The organism is Pseudomonas sp. B21-053, from assembly GCF_026016365.1.
GTDB classification, from domain to species: Bacteria; Pseudomonadota; Gammaproteobacteria; order Pseudomonadales; family Pseudomonadaceae; genus Aquipseudomonas; species Aquipseudomonas nunensis.
Genome location: NZ_CP087205.1, coordinates 5,260,616 through 5,282,849, shown reverse-complemented (window position 1 = coordinate 5,282,849; position 22,234 = coordinate 5,260,616). Strand labels below are relative to the sequence as shown.

At 60.6% G+C, this 22,234-nt stretch carries 20 protein-coding genes; 17 read left to right on the top strand and 3 right to left on the bottom strand.

Annotated elements, in window-relative coordinates; genetic code table 11:
• Positions 1-94: 94 nt before the first annotated feature.
• Together LOY68_RS23520 and LOY68_RS23515 are read left to right on the top strand one after the other, a co-directional pair.
• Positions 95-1,027 carry an ABC transporter ATP-binding protein gene (locus LOY68_RS23520; protein ID WP_054051734.1) on the top strand — a complete coding sequence of 311 codons (933 nt, stop codon included), beginning with the start codon at positions 95-97 and terminating at the stop codon, positions 1,025-1,027.
• The gene (locus LOY68_RS23515) at positions 1,024-1,803 is read left to right on the top strand and encodes an ABC transporter permease (protein ID WP_054051736.1); all 780 of its coding nucleotides are present in this window, start codon (positions 1,024-1,026) and stop codon (positions 1,801-1,803) included. The genes LOY68_RS23520 and LOY68_RS23515 overlap by 4 nt, the downstream gene beginning before the upstream one ends.
• Positions 1,804-1,914: 111 nt before the next feature.
• On the opposite strand, the gene LOY68_RS23510 is transcribed toward LOY68_RS23515, so the two are convergent.
• The gene (locus LOY68_RS23510; RefSeq protein ID WP_163913001.1) at positions 1,915-2,430 is read right to left on the bottom strand and encodes a DUF2062 domain-containing protein; all 516 of its coding nucleotides are present in this window, start codon (positions 2,428-2,430) and stop codon (positions 1,915-1,917) included.
• Between the two features lie 136 nt (positions 2,431-2,566).
• Between LOY68_RS23510 and LOY68_RS23505 the strand changes: the two genes are divergently transcribed.
• The 15 genes from LOY68_RS23505 (at position 2,567) to LOY68_RS23435 (ending at position 17,377) form a co-directional block, all read left to right on the top strand.
• On the top strand, positions 2,567-4,801 hold the full coding sequence (locus tag LOY68_RS23505; RefSeq protein WP_265040309.1) for a DNA internalization-related competence protein ComEC/Rec2: 2,235 nt from the start codon (positions 2,567-2,569) through the stop codon (positions 4,799-4,801).
• An 86-nt stretch (positions 4,802-4,887) separates the two neighbouring features.
• The gene (locus tag LOY68_RS23500) at positions 4,888-5,526 is read left to right on the top strand and encodes a MotA/TolQ/ExbB proton channel family protein (protein WP_054051742.1); all 639 of its coding nucleotides are present in this window, start codon (positions 4,888-4,890) and stop codon (positions 5,524-5,526) included.
• The gene (locus LOY68_RS23495; protein ID WP_265040308.1) at positions 5,523-5,951 is read left to right on the top strand and encodes an ExbD/TolR family protein; all 429 of its coding nucleotides are present in this window, start codon (positions 5,523-5,525) and stop codon (positions 5,949-5,951) included. Before LOY68_RS23500 ends, LOY68_RS23495 begins: the two co-directional genes overlap by 4 nt.
• Positions 5,951-6,961 carry a tetraacyldisaccharide 4'-kinase gene (gene lpxK, locus LOY68_RS23490; protein ID WP_265040307.1) on the top strand — a complete coding sequence of 337 codons (1,011 nt, stop codon included), beginning with the start codon at positions 5,951-5,953 and terminating at the stop codon, positions 6,959-6,961. Before LOY68_RS23495 ends, lpxK begins: the two co-directional genes overlap by 1 nt.
• Before the next feature lie 25 nt (positions 6,962-6,986).
• Positions 6,987-7,172, top strand: coding sequence for a Trm112 family protein (locus LOY68_RS23485; protein ID WP_007945752.1), 186 nt, complete (start codon positions 6,987-6,989; stop codon positions 7,170-7,172).
• Positions 7,169-7,933, top strand: coding sequence for a 3-deoxy-manno-octulosonate cytidylyltransferase (gene kdsB / locus LOY68_RS23480; RefSeq protein ID WP_054051747.1), 765 nt, complete (start codon positions 7,169-7,171; stop codon positions 7,931-7,933). The genes LOY68_RS23485 and kdsB overlap by 4 nt, the downstream gene beginning before the upstream one ends.
• The gene (locus LOY68_RS23475) at positions 7,933-8,397 is read left to right on the top strand and encodes a low molecular weight protein-tyrosine-phosphatase (RefSeq protein ID WP_054613853.1); all 465 of its coding nucleotides are present in this window, start codon (positions 7,933-7,935) and stop codon (positions 8,395-8,397) included. Before kdsB ends, LOY68_RS23475 begins: the two co-directional genes overlap by 1 nt.
• Positions 8,394-9,413, top strand: coding sequence for a UDP-N-acetylmuramate dehydrogenase (gene murB, locus LOY68_RS23470; RefSeq protein WP_265040302.1), 1,020 nt, complete (start codon positions 8,394-8,396; stop codon positions 9,411-9,413). The genes LOY68_RS23475 and murB overlap by 4 nt, the downstream gene beginning before the upstream one ends.
• Positions 9,414-9,659: 246 nt before the next feature.
• Positions 9,660-10,130, top strand: a complete 471-nt coding sequence (locus tag LOY68_RS23465; protein ID WP_054051753.1) for a (2Fe-2S)-binding protein — start codon at positions 9,660-9,662, stop codon at positions 10,128-10,130.
• Positions 10,127-12,457 (top strand): xanthine dehydrogenase family protein molybdopterin-binding subunit, encoded by a 2,331-nt coding sequence (locus LOY68_RS23460; protein ID WP_265040301.1) that lies wholly within the window; start codon positions 10,127-10,129, stop codon positions 12,455-12,457. Before LOY68_RS23465 ends, LOY68_RS23460 begins: the two co-directional genes overlap by 4 nt.
• Positions 12,457-13,440 (top strand): XdhC family protein, encoded by a 984-nt coding sequence (locus LOY68_RS23455; RefSeq protein WP_054051758.1) that lies wholly within the window; start codon positions 12,457-12,459, stop codon positions 13,438-13,440. Before LOY68_RS23460 ends, LOY68_RS23455 begins: the two co-directional genes overlap by 1 nt.
• A complete protein-coding gene (locus LOY68_RS23450) occupies positions 13,437-14,027 on the top strand; it encodes an NTP transferase domain-containing protein (RefSeq protein WP_265040299.1) in 591 nt (196 codons plus the stop codon). The genes LOY68_RS23455 and LOY68_RS23450 overlap by 4 nt, the downstream gene beginning before the upstream one ends.
• A gap of 382 nt (positions 14,028-14,409) precedes the next feature.
• Positions 14,410-15,552, top strand: a complete 1,143-nt coding sequence (locus LOY68_RS23445; RefSeq protein ID WP_265040298.1) for an acyltransferase — start codon at positions 14,410-14,412, stop codon at positions 15,550-15,552.
• A gap of 11 nt (positions 15,553-15,563) precedes the next feature.
• On the top strand, positions 15,564-16,481 hold the full coding sequence (locus tag LOY68_RS23440; RefSeq protein ID WP_123510037.1) for a DMT family transporter: 918 nt from the start codon (positions 15,564-15,566) through the stop codon (positions 16,479-16,481).
• Positions 16,481-17,377, top strand: a complete 897-nt coding sequence (locus LOY68_RS23435; RefSeq protein WP_163913020.1) for a hypothetical protein — start codon at positions 16,481-16,483, stop codon at positions 17,375-17,377. Before LOY68_RS23440 ends, LOY68_RS23435 begins: the two co-directional genes overlap by 1 nt.
• 14 nt (positions 17,378-17,391) lie before the next feature.
• Here LOY68_RS23435 and LOY68_RS23430 read toward each other — a convergent pair whose 3' ends face one another.
• Complete coding sequence (locus LOY68_RS23430) at positions 17,392-18,291, bottom strand: LysR family transcriptional regulator (protein ID WP_163913022.1); 900 nt, start codon at positions 18,289-18,291, stop codon at positions 17,392-17,394.
• Between the two features lie 255 nt (positions 18,292-18,546).
• On the bottom strand, positions 18,547-21,819 hold the full coding sequence (gene rne, locus LOY68_RS23425; protein WP_265040295.1) for a ribonuclease E: 3,273 nt from the start codon (positions 21,817-21,819) through the stop codon (positions 18,547-18,549).
• Positions 21,820-22,234 lie beyond the last annotated feature (415 nt).

The following is a 22,234-nucleotide window of genomic DNA, read 5'->3' as shown; positions in this document are numbered from 1 at the left end:
GCGACAAGCACCATTGCCCTCATGCGCCGTGGTTGTATTGATCGCCGCCCGCCCTTATTTATTCCTTTCCTCCCTTCTTGGTGCGTATCCCGATATGAGTTCCGCTCTGTCCATCCGGCAGCTAACCAAAACCTACGGCAACGGTTTCCAGGCCCTGAGTGGTATCGATCTGGACGTCGCTGAAGGTGACTTTTTCGCCTTGCTCGGCCCTAACGGCGCCGGCAAATCCACGACCATCGGCATTCTCTCGACCCTGGTGAACAAGACCACGGGCACGGTGAATATCTTCGGCCATGACCTGGACAAGAATCCTGCGCAGCTCAAGCGCTCCATCGGCGTGGTGCCGCAGGAATTCAACTTCAACCAGTTTGAAAAGACTTTCGACATCGTCGTGACCCAGGCTGGTTATTACGGCATCCCGCCAAAAATCGCCAAGGAGCGCGCCGAGCAATACCTGACGCAACTGGGCCTGTGGGACAAACGCGATGTGCCGTCCCGTTCATTGTCCGGCGGCATGAAGCGTCGCCTGATGATCGCCCGGGCCCTGGTTCACGAACCGCGCCTGCTGATCCTCGACGAACCGACGGCGGGGGTGGACATCGAATTGCGTCGCTCGATGTGGACCTTCCTCACCGAGCTGAATCAGAAAGGCATCACGATCATCCTCACCACGCACTATCTGGAAGAGGCTGAACAGTTGTGCCGCAACATCGGGATCATCGACCACGGCACCATCGTCGAGAACACCAGCATGAAGCAGTTGCTCAGCCAACTGCATGTGGAAACCTTCCTGCTCGACACCAAGAACACGCTCAACGTAGTGCCGCAGTTACTCGGTTACCCGACCCGGCTGATCGACGGCCACACCCTGGAAGTCCAGGTGGACAAGGCCATGGGCATCACCGCGCTGTTTACCCAGTTGGCGCAGCAGAACATTGAAGTGCTGAGCCTGCGTAACAAAACCAATCGCCTCGAGGAGTTGTTCGTGTCCCTGGTGGAGAAAAATCTGTCGAAGGTGGCGGTATGAGTTCCGAGCTGCAACCCAACCTCGTCGCCCTCAATACCATCGTTTACCGCGAAGTGAAGCGCTTTACCCGGATCTGGCCGCAGACCTTGCTGCCGCCGGCAATCACCATGGTTTTGTACTTCGTGATCTTCGGCAACCTGATCGGCAAGCAGATTGGCGGCATGGGTGGCTTCACCTACATGGAGTACATCGTGCCGGGGCTGATCATGATGTCGGTGATCACCAACTCCTACGGCAACGTGGTGTCGAGTTTCTTCGGCAGCAAGTTCCAGCGCTCCATCGAGGAATTGATGGTCTCGCCGGTGTCGCCGCATACGATTCTGATCGGCTACACCCTGGGCGGCGTGCTGCGCGGGTTGATGGTCGGGGTCATCGTGACGATCCTGTCGCTGTTCTTCACCGATTTGCAGGTGCATCACCTGGGTGTGACCATTTTGGTGGTGGTGCTGACGGCGACGATTTTCTCGCTGCTGGGCTTCATCAACGCGGTGTTTGCGCGCAACTTCGATGACATCTCGATTATCCCGACCTTCGTGCTGACACCGCTGACGTACCTGGGCGGGGTGTTCTACTCGATCTCGTTGCTGCCACCGTTCTGGCAGACCGTGTCCCTGGCCAACCCGGTGTTGCACATGGTCAACGCCTTCCGTTACGGCATCCTTGGCGTTTCGGACATCAAGATCAGCGTGGCGATTACCTTCATGCTGGTGGCGACCGTGGCGTTGTACATCGGTTGTGCGCGGTTGCTGGTGAGTGGGCGCGGGATGCGTACCTGATTCGGGACCGCGTCGACCCCTTCGCGGGCAAGCCTCGCTCCTACAGCGAAGGCGCCTGTTCACACACCGCATAAAAAAACGGCCTCCAAAATTGGAGGCCGTTTTGCATTCTCACATCCGGTTCTTCTTGCGCCGCGCCCATTGCCGCGCCACCCACCAACGCCAATACATCATGGTCAAGCAATAGGCGAGGGCGCCCAACACCAAACCCACCACCACCGACCCCAGCAAAAATGGCTGCCACAAGGTCGAGAGTTCGCCGCTTATCCACTCCCAAGTCAGTTCGTCGGGCAAGTGCCGGGCGGGCACATCCATCAGCCAGGCGCCTGTCTGGTATGTACAGAAGAACACGGCGGGCATGGTGATCGGGTTGGTCAGCCAGACCAGGCTCACCGCGATCGGCATGTTGCCGCGCACCATGATCGCGAGCACCGCAGCCACCAGCATTTGCAGCGGAATCGGCAGAAACGCCGCGAACAGGCCGACGGCCATCGCCCGGGCTACCGAGTGGCGGTTGAGGTGCCAAAGGTTCGGGTCATGCAGCAGGGTGCCGAGAAAGCGTAAGGATTTGTGTTCCTTGATGCTGGTCGGGTCTGGCATGTAGCGTTTGAATAAGCGCCGGGGCATAAGGCTTCTCGGTCGGTTCAGGCGGCAAGTATGTCTGGATTCTATTAGCGACCCATTCAGACTTTGTGACAATTGATAACGACGTCCGTGCGCCGGGTCGTCTATGCCTAACGAGGGAACTCTCAAGGACGGGCTTATGCGCACAGGGATGGTGGCGCTGGCGCTCGGGTTATTGGCGTTGCGTTTTTTACCGGTGTTACCGCCGGTCTGGTTATGGTTGTTGCTGCCGGTGGTGGGTTTGATGTTGCTGCCCTTTCCCACGTATCCGTTGGCATTTTTTTTGTTTGGCTTCAGTTGGGCCTGCGGACAGGCGCAGTCGGCGCTGGACGATCGGCTGGCAGCAAACCTGGACGGTGAAACCCGCTGGGTCGAAGGTCGAGTGGTGGGCTTGCCGCAGAGCAGCGAGAAAGTGCTGCGTTTCGAATTGGCAGACGCGCGTTCGCGACACGGATCTGTGCCGCCGCTGATGCGCCTGGCTTGGTACGGCGGGCCGCCGGTCAATAGCGGTGAACGCTGGCGCATGGCGGTGAAGTTGAAGCGCCCGACCGGGCTGCTCAACCCCCACGCTTTCGATTACGACGCCTGGCTGCTGGCACAGGGCATCGGCGCGACCGGCACGGTCAAGGATGGCCAGCGCCTGTCATCCGCCCGCTGGGCCTGGCGCGACGGCATCCGCCAACGCTTACTCAGTGTCGACGCCCAAGGGCGAGCCGGAGCGCTGGCGGCGTTGGTGCTGGGCGACGGCGCCGGGTTGAGCCGCGAGGACTGGCAGGTGCTGCAAGACACCGGCACCGTGCACCTGCTGGTGATTTCCGGGCAGCACATCGGTTTGCTCGCGGGTTTGGTGTATTTGCTGATCGCAGGGCTCGCCCGATATGGCCTGTGGCCGGTGCGTTGGCCCTGGTTGCCGTGGGCGTGTGGGCTGGCATTCGCGGCGGCGCTCGGTTATGGGCTGCTGGCCGGGTTCGAAGTGCCGGTGCGCCGGGCCTGCGTGATGATTGGCCTGGTGCTGTTGTGGCGGCTGCGCTTTCGTCATCTCGGCGCGTGGTGGCCGTTGTTGCTGGCGCTGGATGGCGTCTTGTTGCTGGACCCGCTCGCGAGTCTGCAACCTGGATTCTGGCTGTCCTTTGCGGCGGTGGCGGTGTTGATCTTCACTTTCGGCGGTCGGCTGGGCCCTTGGCGTTGGTGGCAAACCTGGACCCGCGCCCAATGGCTGATTGCAATCGGCCTGTGCCCGCTGCTGCTGATGCTGGGTTTGCCCATCAGCATCAGTGGACCGCTGGTCAATCTGCTCGCGGTGCCGTGGATCAGTCTGGTGGTCCTGCCGCCAGCCTTGCTCGGGACAGTGCTGTTGCCGCTGCCTTACGTGGGGGAAGGGTTGTTGTGGTTGGCCGGCGGGCTGATCGATTTACTGTTCAAGGGCCTGGCACTCATGGCGAATCAGTTGCCCGCGTGGGTGCCGGTGGCAGTACCGCTATGGATCGGGGCTATCGGCGCATTGGGCGCCTTTCTTCTATTAATGCCACGGGGCGTTCCGTTGCGTCCGTTGGGCTGGCCGATGTTACTGCTGTTGGCATTTCCACCGCGCGAAGAGCTGCCCGAAGGCCGGGCCGAGATCTGGCAACTGGATGTCGGCCAGGGTTTGGCAATCCTGGTGCGCACTCGCCAGCACACGCTGCTGTATGACGCCGGCCCGCGTTTTGGTGATTTTGACCTGGGTGAGCGGGTGGTGCTGCCGGCATTGCGCAAACTCGGCGTGAACGGAGTCGATCTGATGCTGCTCAGTCACGCCGATGCCGACCATGCCGGCGGTGCGCGAGCCGTCCATCAGGGGCTGAAAGTAGCGCGGGTGATCAGTGGCGATCCGCTGGCGCTGCCAACAGAGTTACAGGCCGAGGGCTGCGAAAGTGGCCAGCAATGGGCCTGGGATGGCGTGACCTTCCAGCTCTGGCAATGGTCGGCGGCCAGCGAAAGCAATCAGAAATCCTGCGTCCTGCAAATCGAAGCCAATGGCGAGCGCCTGCTGCTGACCGGCGACATCGATACCCACGCCGAACGCGCGCTCCTGGACAGCCCGTTGGCGGTGCCCACCGATTGGCTTGCGGCGCCACACCACGGCAGTCGCAGTTCGTCATCCATGGCACTGCTCAGCACGCTGCAACCCAAAGCGGTGCTGATCTCGCGCGGCCACGGCAACTCCTTCGGGCATCCCCATCCCACGGTCATGGCGCGGTATCGCAAACGGGGCTTGCACATCTATGACAGCGCCGAGCACGGCGCCGTCCGTCTGCAACTGGGCAGCTTCAAGGCACCGCGAACGATGCGTCAACAACGGCGCTTCTGGCGTGATGTGCCTGCGCTGAATAAATAACTGGCCGGACGGGATGCGACATCCCGGTCTTCGGTGCGCCGACCCCCTATGTTAGAGTGGCGCACTTTTTCGAGGGGACTGTCACTGTGTGGGAATTGGTCAAATCCGGCGGCTGGATGATGCTGCCGATCATTTTGAGTTCCATCGTGGCCATGGCGATCGTCGCCGAGCGTCTGTGGACCCTGCGTGCCAGCCGAGTGACCCCGGAGCATTTGCTAGGGCAAGTCTGGGTCTGGATCAAAGACAAACAGCTCAATAAAGAAAAACTCAAGGAACTGCGCGCCAACTCGCCGTTGGGCGAAATCCTCGCGGCAGGCCTGGCCAACTCCAAGCATGGTCGCGAGATCATGAAAGAGTGTATCGAAGAGGCCGCCGCCCGGGTCATCCACGAACTGGAGCGTTACATCAACGCCTTGGGCACCATCGCCGCCATGGCCCCGTTGCTCGGGCTGCTGGGGACGGTGCTGGGCATGATCGATATCTTCAGCTCGTTCATGGGCACCGGCATGACCACCAATGCGGCGGTGCTGGCCGGCGGTATTTCCAAAGCCTTGATCACTACGGCTTCGGGGCTGATCGTCGGTATCCCGTCGGTATTCTTCCATCGGTTCCTGCAACGGCGCATCGATGAGCTGGTGGTGGGGATGGAGCAGGAAGCCATCAAGCTGGTTGAAGTGGTGCAGGGCGACCGTGACGTGGACCTGTCCGAGGGCAAAAAAGCGTGAAATTCCGCCGCAAGCAACGGGAGAATGTGGACATCAACCTCGTGTCGCTGATCGACGTGGTGTTTGTCCTGCTGCTGTTTTTCGTTGTGACCACTACCTTCACCCGCGAAACCCAACTGCGCGTCGAGCTGCCGGAAGCGGTCAGCGGTTCGCCGGCTGAAGACCAGCAGGTCAAGCAACTGGACATCGCCATCAACGCCGAAGGGGTGTTTTCGGTCAACAATCAGTTGTTGCCGAAGAATGACCTGACCAGCCTGATGGACGCGTTGCAGAAAGAATCCAACGGCGACACCAACCTGCCGCTGTCCATCACCGCCGACGGCAAGACCCAGCATCAATCCGTCATCACCGCCATGGACGCCGCCGGCAAGCTCGGTTTCAGCCATCTGCGCATGACCACCGTCGAGGCAGCGCCGACGCACTGATGGCCATGTCCGATCGATTGCTCGCCGCGTGGTATGCCGGTCATCCGGCCCTGAAGCTGTTGCAGCCGCTGGAATGGCTGTATCGGCGGGTGGTCACGGGCAAGCGCAATCGCTTTCTCGCGGGTGAGGGTGAGATCTATCAGCCACCGGTGCCGCTGATCGTGGTCGGCAATATCACTGTCGGCGGCACCGGCAAGACGCCGATGATCCTGTGGATGATCGAGCACTGCCAGCGCAGTGGTTTGCGGGTCGGCGTGGTCAGTCGGGGTTATGGCGCCAAGCCGCCGCACCTGCCGTGGCGGGTCGAGGCCGATCAAGGCGCCGACATTGCTGGCGACGAGCCGTTGCTGATCGTGCAGCGCACCGGCGTGCCCTTGATGATCGACCCGGACCGCAGCAGTGCGGTCAAAGCCCTGCTGGCCAGTGAACCGCTGGACCTGATCCTGTCCGACGACGGCATGCAGCATTATCGATTGGCCCGGGACCTGGAGCTGGTGCTCATCGACGCGGCCCGTGGCCTCGGTAATAAACGTTGCCTGCCCGCCGGGCCGTTGCGTGAACCGATCGAACGTCTGCAAAGTGTCGATGCAGTGCTCTACAACGGCGCCACCGATGACCGCGACGACGGTTTTGCCTTTCAGCTGCAACCCACCGCCCTGATCAATCTGAAAAGCGGCGAACGCAAGTCGTTCGAGCATTTCCCCCCAGGCCAGGCGCTGCACGCGGTGGCCGGGATCGGCAATCCCCAGCGTTTCTTCAACACCCTCGAAACGCTACACTGGCAGCCAATCCCCCATGGGTTCGCCGACCACGCCGAATACAGCGTGCAAGCCTTGAATTTCACACCGTCATTGCCTCTGGTGATGACCGAAAAGGATGCGGTGAAGTGCCGTGCCTTTGCCGCTGCCGACTGGTGGTACCTGGCAGTCGATGCTGTGCCTTCGCCGGCCTTCGTGGCTTGGTTCGATACGCAGCTGATGCGCCTGTTGCCGAATCGTCTTTTGCCTTAAAACCGTTTTTATCCAGGGAATGCTCATGGACACCAAATTGCTCGATATCCTCGCTTGCCCGGTCTGCAAAGGCCCGCTCAAGCTCAGTGCCGACAAGACCGAGCTGATCAGCAAGGGCGCCGGCCTGGCGTACCCGATTCGCGACGGCATCCCGGTAATGCTCGAAACCGAAGCGCGTACCCTGACCACCGACGAGCGCCTGGATAAATGACCACAGCCTTTACCGTTGTCATTCCATCGCGTTACGCCTCCACCCGCCTGCCGGGCAAACCGCTGCTGCTGATCGCCGGCAAGCCGATGATCCAGCACGTCTGGGAGCAGGCGAGCAAAAGCAGCGCCCAGCGCGTGGTGGTTGCTACGGACGACGCACGCATCGTCGAGGCCTGCAAAGGCTTTGGCGCCGAAGTGGTGCTGACCCGTGAAGACCACAACTCCGGCACCGATCGTTTGGCCGAAGTGGCGACGAAATTGGGCCTGGCGCCCGACGCCATCGTGGTCAACGTCCAGGGTGATGAGCCGCTGATCCCGCCGAGCGTGATCGATCAGGTCGCCGCCAACCTGGCCGCCCACACCGAAGCGCGCATGGCCACGTTGGCCGAGCCGATCGAGGATGTGGAAACCCTGTTCAATCCCAACGTGGTCAAGGTCGTCAGCGACCTCAATGGCCTGGCGCTGACCTTCAGCCGCGCCACGCTGCCATGGGCCCGGGACGCATTTGCCAAGACTCGCGAGCAAATGCCGCAAGGCGTGCCATATCGTCGCCATATCGGCATCTATGCCTACCGCGCCGGTTTCCTGCATGACTTCGTCAGCTGGGGCCCGTGCTGGCTGGAAAACACCGAATCCCTGGAACAACTGCGCGCCCTGTGGCACGGCGTGCGGATTCACGTTGCCGATGCGTTGATCGCACCGCCGACCGGCGTCGACACCGTCGAAGACCTCGAGCGCGTTCGTCGCCTGCTGGAGGCCTGATGCGGGTTCTGTTCGTCTGCCTGGGCAACATCTGCCGTTCGCCCACGGCCGAAGGCGTGTTGCGGCATAAATTGCGTGAGGCCGGTCTGGCCGATCAAGTCGAAGTGGCCTCCGCCGGCACCGGTGACTGGCACGTCGGCAAGGCCCCGGACAAGCGCAGCCAGGCCGCGGCCAAACTGCGCGGTTACGACCTGTCGGCCCAGCGTGCCCAACAAGTCAGCCGTGCGGATTTCGCCACGTATGACCTGATCCTGGCCATGGACAACAGCAACCTGCGCAACCTCAAGGCCCTGCAACCGGCCAAGGGCAAGGCTGAGCTGGACCTGTTCCTGCGTCGCTATCAGTCGGAAATCGACGAAGTGCCGGACCCGTACTACGACGGCGACCAAGGCTTTGAGCAAGTGCTGGATTTGATTGAGCGCGCCAGTGATTTGCTGGTGATCGAGTTGAAGGGACGGTTATGAGTTTGCAGGTCCACCCCGGGGTTTCCCTCAAACCGTTCAACAGTTTTGGCGTGGACGTTCGAGCGCAGCTGTTTGCCGAAGCCCATAACGACGCCGAAGTCCGCGAAGCCCTGGCCTATGCCGCTTCGAGCGCGATGCCGCTGTTGGTGATCGGTGGTGGCAGCAACTTGCTGCTGACTGCGGATATCCAGGCGTTGGTGCTGCGCATGGCCACACGCGGCATTCGTGTGTTGAGCGATGATGGCAGTCAGGTGGTGATCGAAGCCGAGGCCGGCGAACCTTGGCACCCGTTCGTGCAACACACCTTGGCCCAAGGCTTGTCGGGGCTGGAAAACCTCAGCTTGATTCCAGGCACTGTTGGCGCGGCACCGATGCAGAACATCGGCGCGTATGGCGTCGAGATCAAGGACGTGTTCGCCGGCCTCACCGCGCTGGATCGCCAGACCGGCGAGTTGCGGGATTTCAGCCTGGAAGAATGCAACTTCGCCTACCGCGACAGCCTGTTCAAACAGCAGCCGGGGCGTTGGTTGATCCTGCGGGTCCGCTTCACCCTGAATCGCACTGCGCACCTGCATCTGGAATACGGCCCGGTGCGACAGCGCCTGACCGAGCAGGGCATCGACCACCCGACACCGACCGATGTCAGCCAGGCGATTTGCAGCATCCGCAGCGAAAAACTCCCGGACCCGGCCGTGCTTGGCAATGCCGGCAGCTTCTTCAAGAATCCGTTGGTGCCAGCGGCGCTGGTGACTCGGCTCAAGCTTGAATACCCGGATCTGGTGGCCTACGCGCAAGCCGACGGGCAAATGAAACTGGCGGCGGGCTGGTTGATCGAGAAGGCTGGCTGGAAAGGTTTCCGTGAGGCTGATGCCGGCGTGCATAAATTGCAGGCACTGGTGCTGGTCAACTACGGCGGCGCGACCGGTTTGCAGTTACTGGATTTGGCGCAAAGGATCCAGAAAGACATTGCGCAACGCTTCAGCGTCGAGCTGGAAATGGAACCCAATCGCTATTGAAGCTACGCTTTAAACAGGCGAATTTCGAAGCCCTGCACAACTTCAATTGTGCAGGGCTTTTTTGTTAATGCTGGGTTAACTTAGCCACCTAACGATGCAAGCATTTGCTCCACCAAAGGCCCGACGCAGACATTGCCGTCCGCGTAAGAGAGCCGATTAGCCTGAGCCGATCTGCGTGAACCCACCGCTACCCCCTGGCGGCAGATTGCTCGACCCCATAACCGAAACACCTATGCGGGCGTGCCCATGATTACCCTCAAACTCAATGGCCAAGACCATCAACTCGACGTGACCGAGGATATGCCGCTGCTCTGGGCGATCCGCGATGTGGCCGGTTACAACGGTACTAAATTCGGCTGTGGCATGGGCCTGTGCGGCGCGTGCACCATCCATATCGACGGTTTGCCGGCGCGCAGTTGCATCACGCCGATTGGTTCGGTGGTCGGCCAGGACGTGCGCACCATCGATAACCTGCACGCCGACCCGGTCGGGCAAATCGTCCAGCAAGCCTGGCTCGACACCGCCGTGGCCCAGTGCGGTTTCTGTCAGGGCGGGCAAATCATGTCCGCCACCGCGTTGCTCAAGACCAATCCCAACCCGAGCGACGAGCAAATCGAAGAGGCGATGGTCGGCAACATTTGCCGTTGCGGTACTTACAACCGCATCAAGACCGCCATCCGCCAGGCCTCCACTCATCTGAAGGAGGCCAAGGCATGAGCCAGCTCCCGAATGATTTCGCCCTGAGCAATCTGAGCAACCTCAGCCGTCGCGGTTTTCTCAAAGGCGTCGGCGCCACCAGTGCGCTGGTAATCGCCGCCAGTTGGGGCTGGCAAGACGCTTTCGCCGAAGACAAACCGAAGAAATTCGGCGCCGATGGCATGCCCAATGGCTGGGTCGACGATCCGAAGGTCTACGTCAGCATCGCCGCCGACGGCACGGTAACGGTGGTGTGCAACCGTTCGGAAATGGGCCAGGGCGTGCGCACCAGCCTGAGCATGGTGGTGGCCGATGAACTGGACGCCGACTGGGCGCTGGTCAAGGTGCAACAGGCGCCGGGTGACGAAGTGCGCTTCGGCAACCAGGACACCGACGGTTCGCGCAGCATGCGTCATTGGTACGAACCGATGCGCCGTTGCGGTGCCGCCGCGCGGACCATGCTCGAACAGGCTGCGGCCGAGCAGTGGAAAGTGCCGGTCGGTGAGTGCCGCGCGCAACTGCATAAAGTGATTCACCAACCGACCAAGCGTGAACTCGGTTACGGCGAACTCGCCGTCGCTGCCGGTGCGCTGGCGGTGCCGGCCCGTGACAGCCTGCGGCTCAAGCAGCCGTCGGAATTTCGCTACATCGGCAAGGAAGGCGTGCGCGCCATCGACGGTGCCGACATCGTCAACGGTCGTGCGGTCTACGGCGCGGATGTGCATTTCGACGGCATGCTTTACGCGACCATCGCCCGTCCTGCGGTGTATGGCGGCAAGGTCAAATCCTTCGATGCCAATGCGGCAATGAAAGTCCCGGGTGTGATCAAGGTCTTGCAGATCGAAAGCCGTCCGCTGCCATCAGAGTTCCAGCCATTGGGTGGCGTGGCCGTGGTCGCGAGCAACACCTGGGCCGCGATCAAGGGCCGCGAGGCGCTGAACATCGAGTGGGACGACGGCCCTAACGCCAGTTACGACTCGATTGCCTACCGCAAGGAACTGGAAGCCGCCTCGCTCAAACCCGGCAAAGTGGTGCGCAACACGGGCGACATCGACAAGGCCTTGGCCGGCGCCGGCAGCACCCTCGAAGCGTCCTACTATCTGCCGCATCTGGCTCAGGCACCGATGGAGCCGATGGTCGCCATCGCTCGCTTCAAGGATGGCGTGTGCGAAGCCTGGGCACCGAGTCAGGCGCCGCAAGTTACCCGTGAGCGGATCGGCGAGCGCCTCGGCCTGCCGTTCGATAACGTCACTTTCAACGTCACTTTGCTCGGCGGTGGTTTCGGGCGTAAGTCCAAACCGGACTTCGTCATCGAAGCCGCGATCCTCGCCAAGGAATTCCCCGGTAAGGCCGTGCGCGTGCAGTGGACCCGTGAAGACGATATCCACTGTTCCTACTTCCACACCGTGTCCGCCGAATACCTGAAGGCCAGCCTCGACAAAGACGGCCTGCCGTCCGGCTGGTTGCACCGCACCGTGGCGCCGAGCATCACCGCGCTGTTCGCTCCGGGGATGAACCACGAGGCGGCATTCGAGTTGGGCATGGGTTTCACCAACATGGCGTATGCGATCCCCAACGTGCGCCTGGAAAACCCGGAAGCGACAGTCCACACCCGGGTCGGCTGGTATCGCTCGGTGTCGAACATTCCCCACGGCTTCGCGATTCAGACCTTCGTCGATGAATTGGCCCACAAGGCCGGGCAGGATCCGCTGAAGTATCAGATCAAGTTGCTCGGCCCGGACCGTCAGATCGATCCACGCACCTTGAGTGAAGAGTGGAACTACGGCGAGTCTCCCGAGCGTTACCCGATCGATACCGCCCGCATGCGCACCGTATTGGAAACCGCCGCCAAAGCCGCTGGTTGGGGGCGCACGCTACCCAAGGGCCGAGGCCTGGGGCTGGCGGTGCATTACAGCTTCGTCACCTATGTGGCGGCGGTGATCGAAGTCGAAGTCAAAGACGACGGCACCTTGATCGTGCACAAGGCCGACATCGCCGTGGATTGCGGTCCGCAGATCAACCCCGAGCGCATTCGCTCGCAGTTCGAAGGTGCCTGCGTGATGGGCCTGGGCAACGCAGTACTCGGCGAAATCAGCTTCAAGGACGGCAAGGTCCAGCAGGACAACTTCCACATGTACGAAGTGGCGCGCATGTCCCTCGCGCCGAAAGAAGTCGCCGTGCATCTGGTCACGCCGCCAGGTGAGGTGCCGTTGGGCGGGGTCGGTGAGCCGGGTGTGCCGCCGATTGCGCCGGCGCTGTGCAACGCGATCTTCGCTGCCACCGGCAAACGTATCCGCAGTTTGCCGGTTCGCTATCAACTGCAGGACTGGCAGAAGGCGCAGGCCTGATGGACAGCGTCGATCTGAACGTCCTGCGCAGCGTGCTCGACTGGCGCCGCGCCGGTCAGCGGGTGGTGTTGTACAGCGTGGTCCAGACCTGGGGCACCGCGCCCCGGGCGCCGGGTGCCATGTTGGCGTTGCGTGAGGACGGCGTAGTGATCGGCTCGGTCTCGGGCGGTTGTGTCGAAGATGATCTGATTGCGCGGCTGCACGATGGCCGCATCCCGGCCGACGGGCCGCCCGTGCAATTGATCACCTACGGCGTCACCCGCGAAGAGGCAGCACGATTCGGCTTGCCGTGCGGCGGCACCTTGCGCCTGACTGAAGAGCGAGTCGGTGACCCGGCGTGGGTCGCTGAGTTGCTGGCCCGCTGCGAGGCCCACGAAATCGTCGCCCGTTCGTTGGATCTGACGAGCGGCGAAGTGGTTTTGCAACCGGCGCACAAGACCGATGTGCTGAGTTTTGACGGCAGCACCTTGCGCGCGATCTACGGCCCGCGTTGGCGCTTGTTGCTGATCGGCGCCGGGCAACTGTCGCGCTATGTCGCGGAAATGGCGCGACTGCTGGATTTCGAAGTGCTGATCTGCGATCCGCGCACCGAGTTCGTCTACGGTTGGGAAGAACAGCACGGTCGCTTCGTGCCGGGCATGCCTGACGAAGCCGTGTTGAACATCCAGACTGACGAACGCACTGCCATCGTCGCCTTGACCCACGATCCACGGCTGGATGACATGGCGCTGCTGACCGCCCTCGATTCCAGGGCGTTCTACGTCGGCGCACTGGGTTCGCGGGTCAACAGCCTGAAGCGCCGGGACAACCTGGCTCAGCTAGGCTTGTCAGAACAGGCCATCGAGCGGCTGCACGGCCCGATTGGCCTGCACATCGGCAGCCACACCCCGGCGGAAATCGCCTTGTCGTTGCTGGCCGAAATCGTGGCGATCAAGAACGGCGTCGAGCTGAAGCAGAAGAAGCCGTTGCGGGAGGACGTATGAGCGAGCCCATCGGTGTCATCGTGTTGGCAGCAGGGCAGGGCAGCCGCTTTCGACAGGTCGCGGGCGCCGAAAAGGACAAGTTGCTGGCCGACTGCACCGGTCGCGACGGCGCCGTACGCTCGGTGATCGAGCAGGTGTTGGTGAATCTGTCTGCATCTATTGAAAAGCGCGTACTGGTGACCACCGAGGATCGCCCTCAGGTGATTCGCATGGCCCAAGCTTATGGTTACGAGATTGTGCTGATTGAGTCCACCGGCATGGGCGACAGCATTGCGGCGGGTGTGGCGGCTTGTTCGCAGCTTGGCGGGTGGTTGATTGTGTTGGGTGATATGCCGTTCATTTTGCCGTCAAGCATCGAGCAAGTCGTCGCGGCGATTGCGGATGATTGCATCAGCGTGCCGGTGCATGAGGGCGAGTTCGGGCATCCGGTGGGTTTTGGTCGGCGTTTCGGGTCGGGGCTGATGGGGTTGTCCGGTGATCGCGGGGCCAAGTCGTTGTTTGCGCAGGCGAGGGTGGTCGAGCTAGCGCTGGATGATCCCGGCGTGTTGTGGGATGTGGATGTGCCGGCCTCGCTGGTTTTTCAATAACGGATTAATCGACTGTTCTTTTCGCCCATTCGTATTTATCGATGGGTGCCAGATATAAAACTCGTTATTCAGCGGGTTTTATCCGACATACGATCATGTGGCGTGCGGTGTTCACAGTTGGGGTGAATATCCGGTCAGCACTCATTAGAAAAAAAGAGCCTACATGATAAAGCACTATATGGATGCGTCGGTCAGTGTCAGTCCTTTGGAACTAGACAGTGATATACAGGAGTTGGGGGCATTGGAGCGGGCACTAAGTTCTGCAGATGTTTTTCAACCTGTTCCTCGGTATGTAAAAACACTTCGACAACTTAGAAAAGTATCGCAAACCATCAGTTGCCATCGCGACGAGATCAAGTTCGGGGTCACTTTCGGCGAACGCTTGAAAGAACTGGGCGATGACTTTGGTTTGTCTGCGCAGCACTTTTCGGTCAATACCAGTGGTTCGCCGCTGCTCGTCAAGGAGCAGGTCGGGGAGCACTTGATTTCACCGACTCACTTTGAAAACGGTGCGTATTTCAGCCACCCCCATGCCGATCATCAACTCGATCACTCGGCGGACGAGCTGCCTTCGATCAAGATTGGTCAGTATGTGCGTTTTGGTCGCAACGCCGCGGTCAATGCTGGCGGCGATGTGGACATTGGCGACGGTGTCTGGCTGTCGCCGGGCAGTCAATTGCTGCGTCAGGACCATGATCCGTATGGCCGGCTCTCCATCGGTTCGCGGACCGTCGCGATGACGCGCCTGCCGCCGGTGCGACTGTGCGATTACGCGTGGGTCGGGCGTGAGGCGATCGTCGGCTGGAACGCCGATTACCTGGGCAAGGCCAGCATCGTCGGGATCCGTTCCTTCCTCAATACCTGGGTCGGCGACTATTCCATCGTGGGGGATCAGGGGAAAGTCCTGCAATACCTGCCGTTCAAGGCTCACCTCATGGAAACCTACCAGCCGTCGATCGAGCAGACGCTGCAAGTCAGCGATTGGGCCGCGATCAATTCCGACTGGTTGATGATTTACCGTGACACACCGAAGCGCGAGACGCCGCCATTGCCGGCAGCGCTGACGGACTATCTCGACACCCCGGGCAAGAAATCCGTGTTGCTGATCGCGCCGAGCGATAACGCGCAGCTGCAAGCGCTCGCCCGGCATAGTCTGGATGTGATCTCGACTTCCCGTCTGCCCTTTGCGCACCATTTGCAGTGGGCTCAGGACTACGGCCATAAACAGCTCAGACTGCGCGCAGACCTGGACTTTTCGAGGCTGCCATTCGCCTCGGCCGGTGACTTTCACTATCGCCGTCGATTGGGCTATTCACTGATTGTCGCCAACAGTTCGCCGGTCGAAGCCGAGCCTTGCCGAATCTACGTCAATGAACTGGCCAGGGTGCTGGCGACACAGGGCCTGTTGTTAGTGCCCGTCACTGATGTGTTGCAGGCGCAATTGTCTGTGTACCAGGACTTATTCCAACTGCAAGGGGAAGTCGAGTTTGACGGCGCCTCTTTCATGCTAATGAAGAAGCTCTAACGGAGGCGTCAATGCCGTACTTATTACTTTCACTCGCCGCCGTGTTCTGGGGCGGTAACTATGTTGTCGGAAAGTTGATGGTGGTGGATGTTGATCCGGTGTTGCTGTCGCAACTTCGATGGTTGATTACCAGTGCCTTGCTTCTGCTGATCAACTATAAGGCCGTGATCGCCAGTTTGCCGGCTGCGCGCAAGTCATGGTTGACCCTGGTGATGCTGGCGGTTTGCGGGCAAGTTATCTTTCCGCTGACGTTGTATATCGGTTTGCAATACACCAGTTCATTGAATGCGGCGATTTACCTGTCGGCCACGCCATGCCTGGTATTGGCCCTCAATCGTTTCGTTTTCGGTGATTTTATCTCCCGCTCGAACATGCTTGGGGTGGTCATCAGCACCGTCGGGGTGTTCTGGCTGGTGACGATGGGGCACTTATCCGATTTGAGCTTTCTGGAAGGCTTCAATAAAGGCGATTTCTGGACCATGGCCTCGGCTGCCAGTTGGGCTGTCTATTGCTCTTTCTTGCGGACCAAACCCAAGACCATCGCCGGCAATGCGTTCGTGACGTATTGCGCGGTAGTGGGGGCGCTGTGCCTGATTCCGTTCAGTCTGGGCGTTTGGGTCTTGCACCCGGACCTGACATTTAACCTCGGGCAGGGCGCGGCACCGTGGCTGGGCCTGGCCTATCTGGTGATCTTCCCGTCCTGGTTGTCGTATCTGTTCTGGAGCAAAGGCATCGGCGAAATCGGTGCCACCCGTGGCGAGATCTTCACTCACCTGGTGCCGTTGTCCGGCGGGTTGTTCAGTATCGTGTTCCTCGACGTACAACTGCATGCCTATCACTTGGTCAGCCTGGTGCTGATTGTGTTCGGGGTGATCCTCTGTTCGATTAAACGGCGGGCACCAGTGGCGCTGCGCACGGAGGCCGCTTGATGGACAGAATCATCGATTCGGTCGACCGCCACGGTGTGCGGTGGGTGGGTCTTGTGCAGGACGAGGGCGCATCGACTGCGCTCTGGCAGGTCGAAGGCGCAGAGAGTTCTCAGGCATTGGCTGTGCGGTTCATGCGCAGCAAGCAATCCTGGGAGCAGTTCAAAAGCGGTTTGTCCCTGACAGCGATACCGGTTGAGGCGCTGGCATCGATGACCTTCAACGTGCCACTGCGGCCGGTGCTGGATGCCGAGTGCATGGTGAGCGGTTTCGGTTATACGCACCGTTCGGTCAATGGTCTGCCCATGCCTGAACGGTCCTCGCCGGACTGGTACTACAAAGGCAATGGCAAAGGACTGGTCGCAGCCTCCCGGGCGATCAAGTCGCCGTGTCACGCCAGTGGCGCGGGAATCGAGATCGAGTATGCCTGTGTGTACCTGATCGACGATTGCCGAAACCCGCGCTATATCGGCTACACCCTGGCAGTGGATTTCTCTGATCCGGTGTTGCGTCACACCCAACCCGGGCTGGCCGGTCTTTCCAAGTTGCGCAACACCGCGTTGTGCCACGAATTGGTGATCGCTGAACCACCGCGCCATACGGTGGTGAGGAGTTCGATTGTCCGGCGCGGGGAAACTGTGTGGGACAAGCAGTCGCTATTGGGGCTGGATCAATTGATGTTTACAAAGCGCGAACTGGAAGTCCTGTTGTTCCAGCATGAAGAACTCTGCGAGCCCGGTACGGTTCACTACGTGTTGCTCGGCGCTTCATTAAGCACCGACAAGGATGCGTTCGAGTTGCAGCACGGTGATGTCATCCGCGCGAGCAGCCAGGAGGATGGGCTGCAATTGTCCAACCTGTTCGAGGATGAGGTGGTGCGCCAATCGTGTAACTGCTGACGCAACCCGGCCCGTTATCCCGTCGATGCCATCAGCGGTGCGCGGGCCGGTTTTTCGAAGTCCAGCACCCATTGCGCCAGTGCCCTGGGGGCAGGTTTGCCAGGGTGATCGAAAAACACGAATTCGGTGGTTAGCGAGGCGTAAGAGCCATTCAGGAAGTAGGTTTGCACCTGTTCACTGCGACAACACGAATCAACCAGTGACAGCGGCACCAAGGCAACACCGACGCCGTTGATTACATTCGAAAACAGCAGCGGATAAGAACCGCACTCGATGATTTTTTCCGGGGTGATGTTGCCCATCAGAAACAGCTCGTCGAGATTGCGTTGCGAAGCGCTGCGCCGACTATTGACCAGGAACACTTGGCCGCTGAACGCTTTCAAGTCCTGAATGGCGGGTTGGGTTGCGCTGTAGATCAGCGCCAGCGGATCGTTGAACAGCGTCACCCGGCGATAATGCGCAGGCGCAAAGCCAGCGCCGACAATCACCGCGTCGAGCTTGCCGGCCTCTAAATCCTTGAGCAGCGACTGCGTGTTACCAATGCTGACATCCACGGCCAGGCCGTCTGGGTTGGCCACGATGCTTTGCAGCAGGTTCTGGCGAGTAATGGTGAGGTTTTCGATGACCCCAAGGCGAACCCGTGTTTCGGTTTTTGCCTGGTTCAGACTGGCCTGGGCACGTGCCACCAGTTCGAGGATTTGTGAGGCGTAGGCATAGAGCTCCTTGCCTTGCACCGTCATTGTGATACCGCGACCGGAGCGTTCGAACAGCTTGGTATCGAGTCGTGATTCAAGCGTCTTGATCCGGAAGGAAATACTGGATTGAGCGCGGTTCAACCTGATTGCTGCTTGCGTGACGCTGCCGTAGTCAACAATCGCTTTAAAAGCATCCAGTTCAGCAATTTCCATAGTCATGCACTCTTGCTCCATAACGGGCCGAAGGTTTTCGGGCCGTGGCAGGACCTGCCTTGAGCCCTGCAACCGCTCTATTCTGCACGTTGCACGATGCTTTCGTAATACTTGCTTACAAATATTTAAGGCAGTGTTCAGCGAGGCGCGCCAAGGGGCTCGGTCATAACCCGCTGGCAGGTTTCGTCGGGCTGTCGATTTTTACAGATAAAAAAAGCCCCGCCTGGATCACCAGGCGGGGCTTTTTAGTAGCCGATGGAATCAGACGAGGGGTTTAGGCTCGTGTTCTTTTTCCTGGGCTTCTTCGTGTTGCTGTACCGCTTCCTGAACGGAGCGAGGTGCTTCGTCGATCACGGATTCAACCGGGTCGGCAGCGACTTCAGCGGCCGGGGCAGGAGCTGCCTCGACGACTTCAGCTACAACCGGTGCTGGCTCGGCAACAGCCGGAGCAGCAGCGGCAGCCAGTTCGGCTTCTTTCTGCAGACGCTCGGCTTCACGCTTGCGGCGACGCACTTCACGTGGGTCGTTCGGCGCGCGGCCATTTTCGGTCAGGGCGCTGGCAGGGGCAGCTTCGACCACTGGTGCAGCGACTTGCGCGACAACTGGAGCTTCGACCACTGGAGCAGGCTCGGCAGCGGCAACCACTGGCTCGGAGACCATCGCTTCAACCGCCGGAGCTTCAGCGACTGGCGCTGGTGCTTCGACGACTGGCTCGGCGGCTACCGGCTCGGCAACCCAGTTGAACGCGGTTTGCTCTTCGCGCACTTCACGCACAGCTTCGGTCACGGTTTCGGTCGATGTTTCGACAACCGATTCTGCGACAACCACTGGCTCGGCGACGAAAGCAGGCTCGGCAGCAGCCTTAACTTCAGGCTGTGCTTCACGAACCGGCGCTACTTCAACTTCCGGAGCGGCTGTGGCTTCTACCGGAGTAGTCGCTTCAACCACCGGCGCTTCTACTGGTGCAGTTTCCTGAACAGCAGCAGTGGCGCGTTCGGCTTGCTCGTGAGCCTGGGCTTCGGCAGGCGCGCTGATCACGGTGCTGGCAACGGCTGCAGTAACAGCCAGGCCGGCGGCCAGATCGGCAGCGCTTGGCGCTTCGTTGGTTTCGCTGGCTTCGCTACCGTCGGCGGACTCGGATTCTTCCGAACCTTCGATCACGTTGCCGTTGGCATCACGTTGACGCTCGCGACGGTTGCTGCGACGACGCTGGCCACGGGAGCGGCGGCGTGGACGATCGCCTTCGGCGCCTTCCTGACCGTCTTCCTGTTGCTGCTCTTCGCTGGTCAGCAGTTCTTCTTCGGAGGCGGCAGCCGCTTGTTCGGCCCGTGGCTGACGCTCTTCACGCGGTGGGCGTGGCGCGCGTTCTTCACGTGGCTGACGGGCTGGACGCTCTTCAGTGGTAGCAGCAACGGCAGTGGCAGCGGCAGCGACTGGCGCAGCAGGAGCGGCATCCAGTGGCTCGCGCAGTTCACGTACCGGACGCTCTTCGCGGTCGCCACGTGGTTTGCGGTCTTCACGAGGAGCGCGCGGTGCACGTTCTTCACGAGGGGCGCGTGGTGCGCGTTCTTCGCGAGCGACTACCGGGGTAGTGGTGGTCTCTTCACGGGCTTCGCGTGGTTGACGCTCTTCACGTGGCTCACGTGGTGCGCGTTCTTCACGCGGTGCACGTTCCTCACGAGGCTTGCGCTCTTCATCGCGGCGACCGTTACGGTTGCGGCTCTGTTGACGACCGTTGCGGCGCTCTTCGTTACGGGCCGGACGCTCGGTGGTCGCAGGTTTTTCAACCACAACCGGAGCAGCTGGCTCTTCTTTGGTAGCGAACAGGCTGACCAGCGACTTCACCAGGCCTTTGAACAGGCTTGGCTCTGGCGCGGCAACCGGTGCAGGTGCTGGAGCGGCAGCGACGACTTCGGTCGGCACCGGTGCGTTGGCACGGGCCGGTGCAGTCTTGACCGCGGCTTCCTGGCGAACCAGGGTGCGGGTCGCAGCGGCTGGCTGGACTTCTTCCACTTCGGCAGCGGCAGCAGCGATTTCGTAGCTGGACTGGTTGATGTGGGCTTCCGGGCTGTCATCACGCAGGCGCTGAACTTCGAAGTGCGGCGTTTCGAGGTGATCGTTCGGCAGAATGACGATGCGAGCGCGGGTGCGCAGTTCGATCTTGGTGATCGAGTTGCGTTTTTCGTTGAGCAGGAAAGCGGCCACCGGGATCGGCACTTGTGCGCGAACTTCGGCGGTGCGGTCCTTCAGGGCTTCTTCTTCGATCAGGCGCAGGATCGCCAGCGACAGCGATTCAACGTCGCGGATGATGCCGGTGCCGTTGCAACGCGGGCAGACGATGCCGCTGCTTTCGCCAAGCGATGGGCGCAGGCGTTGACGGGACATTTCCAGCAGGCCGAAGCGCGAGATGCGACCGACTTGCACGCGAGCGCGGTCGGCTTCCAGGCATTCGCGGACTTTCTCTTCCACGGCGCGCTGGTTCTTGGCAGGGGTCATGTCGATGAAGTCGATGACGATCAGGCCGCCGATGTCGCGCAAGCGCAACTGACGGGCGATTTCTTCGGCGGCTTCAAGGTTGGTCTGCAGGGCGGTTTCTTCGATGTCGCTGCCTTTGGTGGCGCGCGCCGAGTTGATGTCGATGGACACCAGGGCTTCGGTCGGATCGATAACGATGGAGCCGCCGGAAGGCAGTTCAACGACGCGCTGGAAAGCGGTCTCGATCTGGCTTTCGATCTGGAAACGGTTGAACAGCGGAACGCTGTCTTCGTACAGCTTGATCTTGCTGGCGTACTGCGGCATCACCTGGCGGATGAAGGTCAGGGCTTCGTCCTGGGCTTCAACGCTGTCGATCAGCACTTCGCCGATGTCCTGGCGCAGGTAATCGCGGATGGCGCGGATGATCACGTTGCTTTCCTGATAGATCAGGAATGGCGCGGAGCGATCCAGCGACGCTTCTTTGATAGCGGTCCACAGTTGCAGCAGGTAGTCGAGGTCCCACTGCATTTCTTCGCTGCTGCGGCCAAGGCCGGCAGTGCGCACGATCAGACCCATGTCGGCAGGTGCAACCAGGCCGTTCAGGGCTTCACGCAGTTCGTTGCGCTCTTCACCTTCGATGCGACGGGAGATACCGCCGGCACGCGGGTTGTTCGGCATCAGCACGAGGTAACGACCGGCCAGGCTGATGAAGGTGGTCAGGGCTGCGCCCTTGTTGCCACGTTCTTCTTTTTCGACCTGGACGATGACTTCCTGGCCTTCGGTCAGGACGTCCTTGATGTTGACGCGGCCTTCGGGGGCTTTCTTGAAGTATTCGCGGGAGATTTCTTTGAGGGGCAGGAAGCCGTGGCGCTCGGAGCCGAAATCGACAAAGGCAGCCTCAAGGCTTGGTTCGATGCGAGTAATCCGGCCTTTATAGATGTTGGCCTTCTTCTGCTCGCGTGCACCGGATTCGATGTCCAGGTCGTAGAGGCGTTGGCCATCTACCAGTGCAACACGCAACTCTTCGGGTTGAGTTGCGTTAATCAGCATTCTTTTCATGTAGTACCGTCGGTTTCCGGGCTGCCGGAAACGGCGTTCGGCACACACGACTTCTCACGGTCGGTGTCAGGTGCGTCAGGAGTGGTTGGACACTCCAGTGTCTAGCGATGGCGACCAATAGGGGCCGGCGTCGCGACGTACGCGTCCTGCTTGCTGTGGCTACTTAAGCACTCAGTCAGGAGGAGGAATCAACCAGCGGCTGTGGACGAGATGAAGCGTCTTGATAAAGCCTATTGCTACACAGTCCAGCGGTTGTGCATCTCCACCCTACACGTATCCCTGATAATTCGGGTGCTGCCGCGCGCAGAATCCGCAGCGGGTTGGCATTTACCGTGAGCTCCGAAAGGGGAGGTCACGCATCATGGCTAATTTAGGCGTTGTTTCCGAAGCGTTCGCTCGGGGTCATTCGCAGCTG

What these genes read in the sequence shown, in the direction of transcription:
- LOY68_RS23520 (WP_054051734.1), top strand. Translation starts at nt 95, where the DNA reads ATGAGTTCCGCTCTGTCCATCCGGCAGCTAACCAAAACCTACGGCAAC.
- LOY68_RS23515 (WP_054051736.1), top strand. Translation starts at nt 1,024, where the DNA reads ATGAGTTCCGAGCTGCAACCCAACCTCGTCGCCCTCAATACCATCGTT.
- LOY68_RS23510 (WP_163913001.1), bottom strand. Translation starts at nt 2,430, where the DNA reads ATGCCCCGGCGCTTATTCAAACGCTACATGCCAGACCCGACCAGCATC.
- LOY68_RS23505 (WP_265040309.1), top strand. Translation starts at nt 2,567, where the DNA reads ATGCGCACAGGGATGGTGGCGCTGGCGCTCGGGTTATTGGCGTTGCGT.
- lpxK (WP_265040307.1), top strand. Translation starts at nt 5,951, where the DNA reads ATGGCCATGTCCGATCGATTGCTCGCCGCGTGGTATGCCGGTCATCCG.
- LOY68_RS23485 (WP_007945752.1), top strand. Translation starts at nt 6,987, where the DNA reads ATGGACACCAAATTGCTCGATATCCTCGCTTGCCCGGTCTGCAAAGGC.
- kdsB (WP_054051747.1), top strand. Translation starts at nt 7,169, where the DNA reads ATGACCACAGCCTTTACCGTTGTCATTCCATCGCGTTACGCCTCCACC.
- LOY68_RS23475 (WP_054613853.1), top strand. Translation starts at nt 7,933, where the DNA reads ATGCGGGTTCTGTTCGTCTGCCTGGGCAACATCTGCCGTTCGCCCACG.
- murB (WP_265040302.1), top strand. Translation starts at nt 8,394, where the DNA reads ATGAGTTTGCAGGTCCACCCCGGGGTTTCCCTCAAACCGTTCAACAGT.
- LOY68_RS23465 (WP_054051753.1), top strand. Translation starts at nt 9,660, where the DNA reads ATGATTACCCTCAAACTCAATGGCCAAGACCATCAACTCGACGTGACC.
- LOY68_RS23460 (WP_265040301.1), top strand. Translation starts at nt 10,127, where the DNA reads ATGAGCCAGCTCCCGAATGATTTCGCCCTGAGCAATCTGAGCAACCTC.
- LOY68_RS23455 (WP_054051758.1), top strand. Translation starts at nt 12,457, where the DNA reads ATGGACAGCGTCGATCTGAACGTCCTGCGCAGCGTGCTCGACTGGCGC.
- LOY68_RS23450 (WP_265040299.1), top strand. Translation starts at nt 13,437, where the DNA reads ATGAGCGAGCCCATCGGTGTCATCGTGTTGGCAGCAGGGCAGGGCAGC.
- LOY68_RS23440 (WP_123510037.1), top strand. Translation starts at nt 15,564, where the DNA reads ATGCCGTACTTATTACTTTCACTCGCCGCCGTGTTCTGGGGCGGTAAC.
- LOY68_RS23435 (WP_163913020.1), top strand. Translation starts at nt 16,481, where the DNA reads ATGGACAGAATCATCGATTCGGTCGACCGCCACGGTGTGCGGTGGGTG.
- LOY68_RS23430 (WP_163913022.1), bottom strand. Translation starts at nt 18,291, where the DNA reads ATGACTATGGAAATTGCTGAACTGGATGCTTTTAAAGCGATTGTTGAC.
- rne (WP_265040295.1), bottom strand. Translation starts at nt 21,819, where the DNA reads ATGAAAAGAATGCTGATTAACGCAACTCAACCCGAAGAGTTGCGTGTT.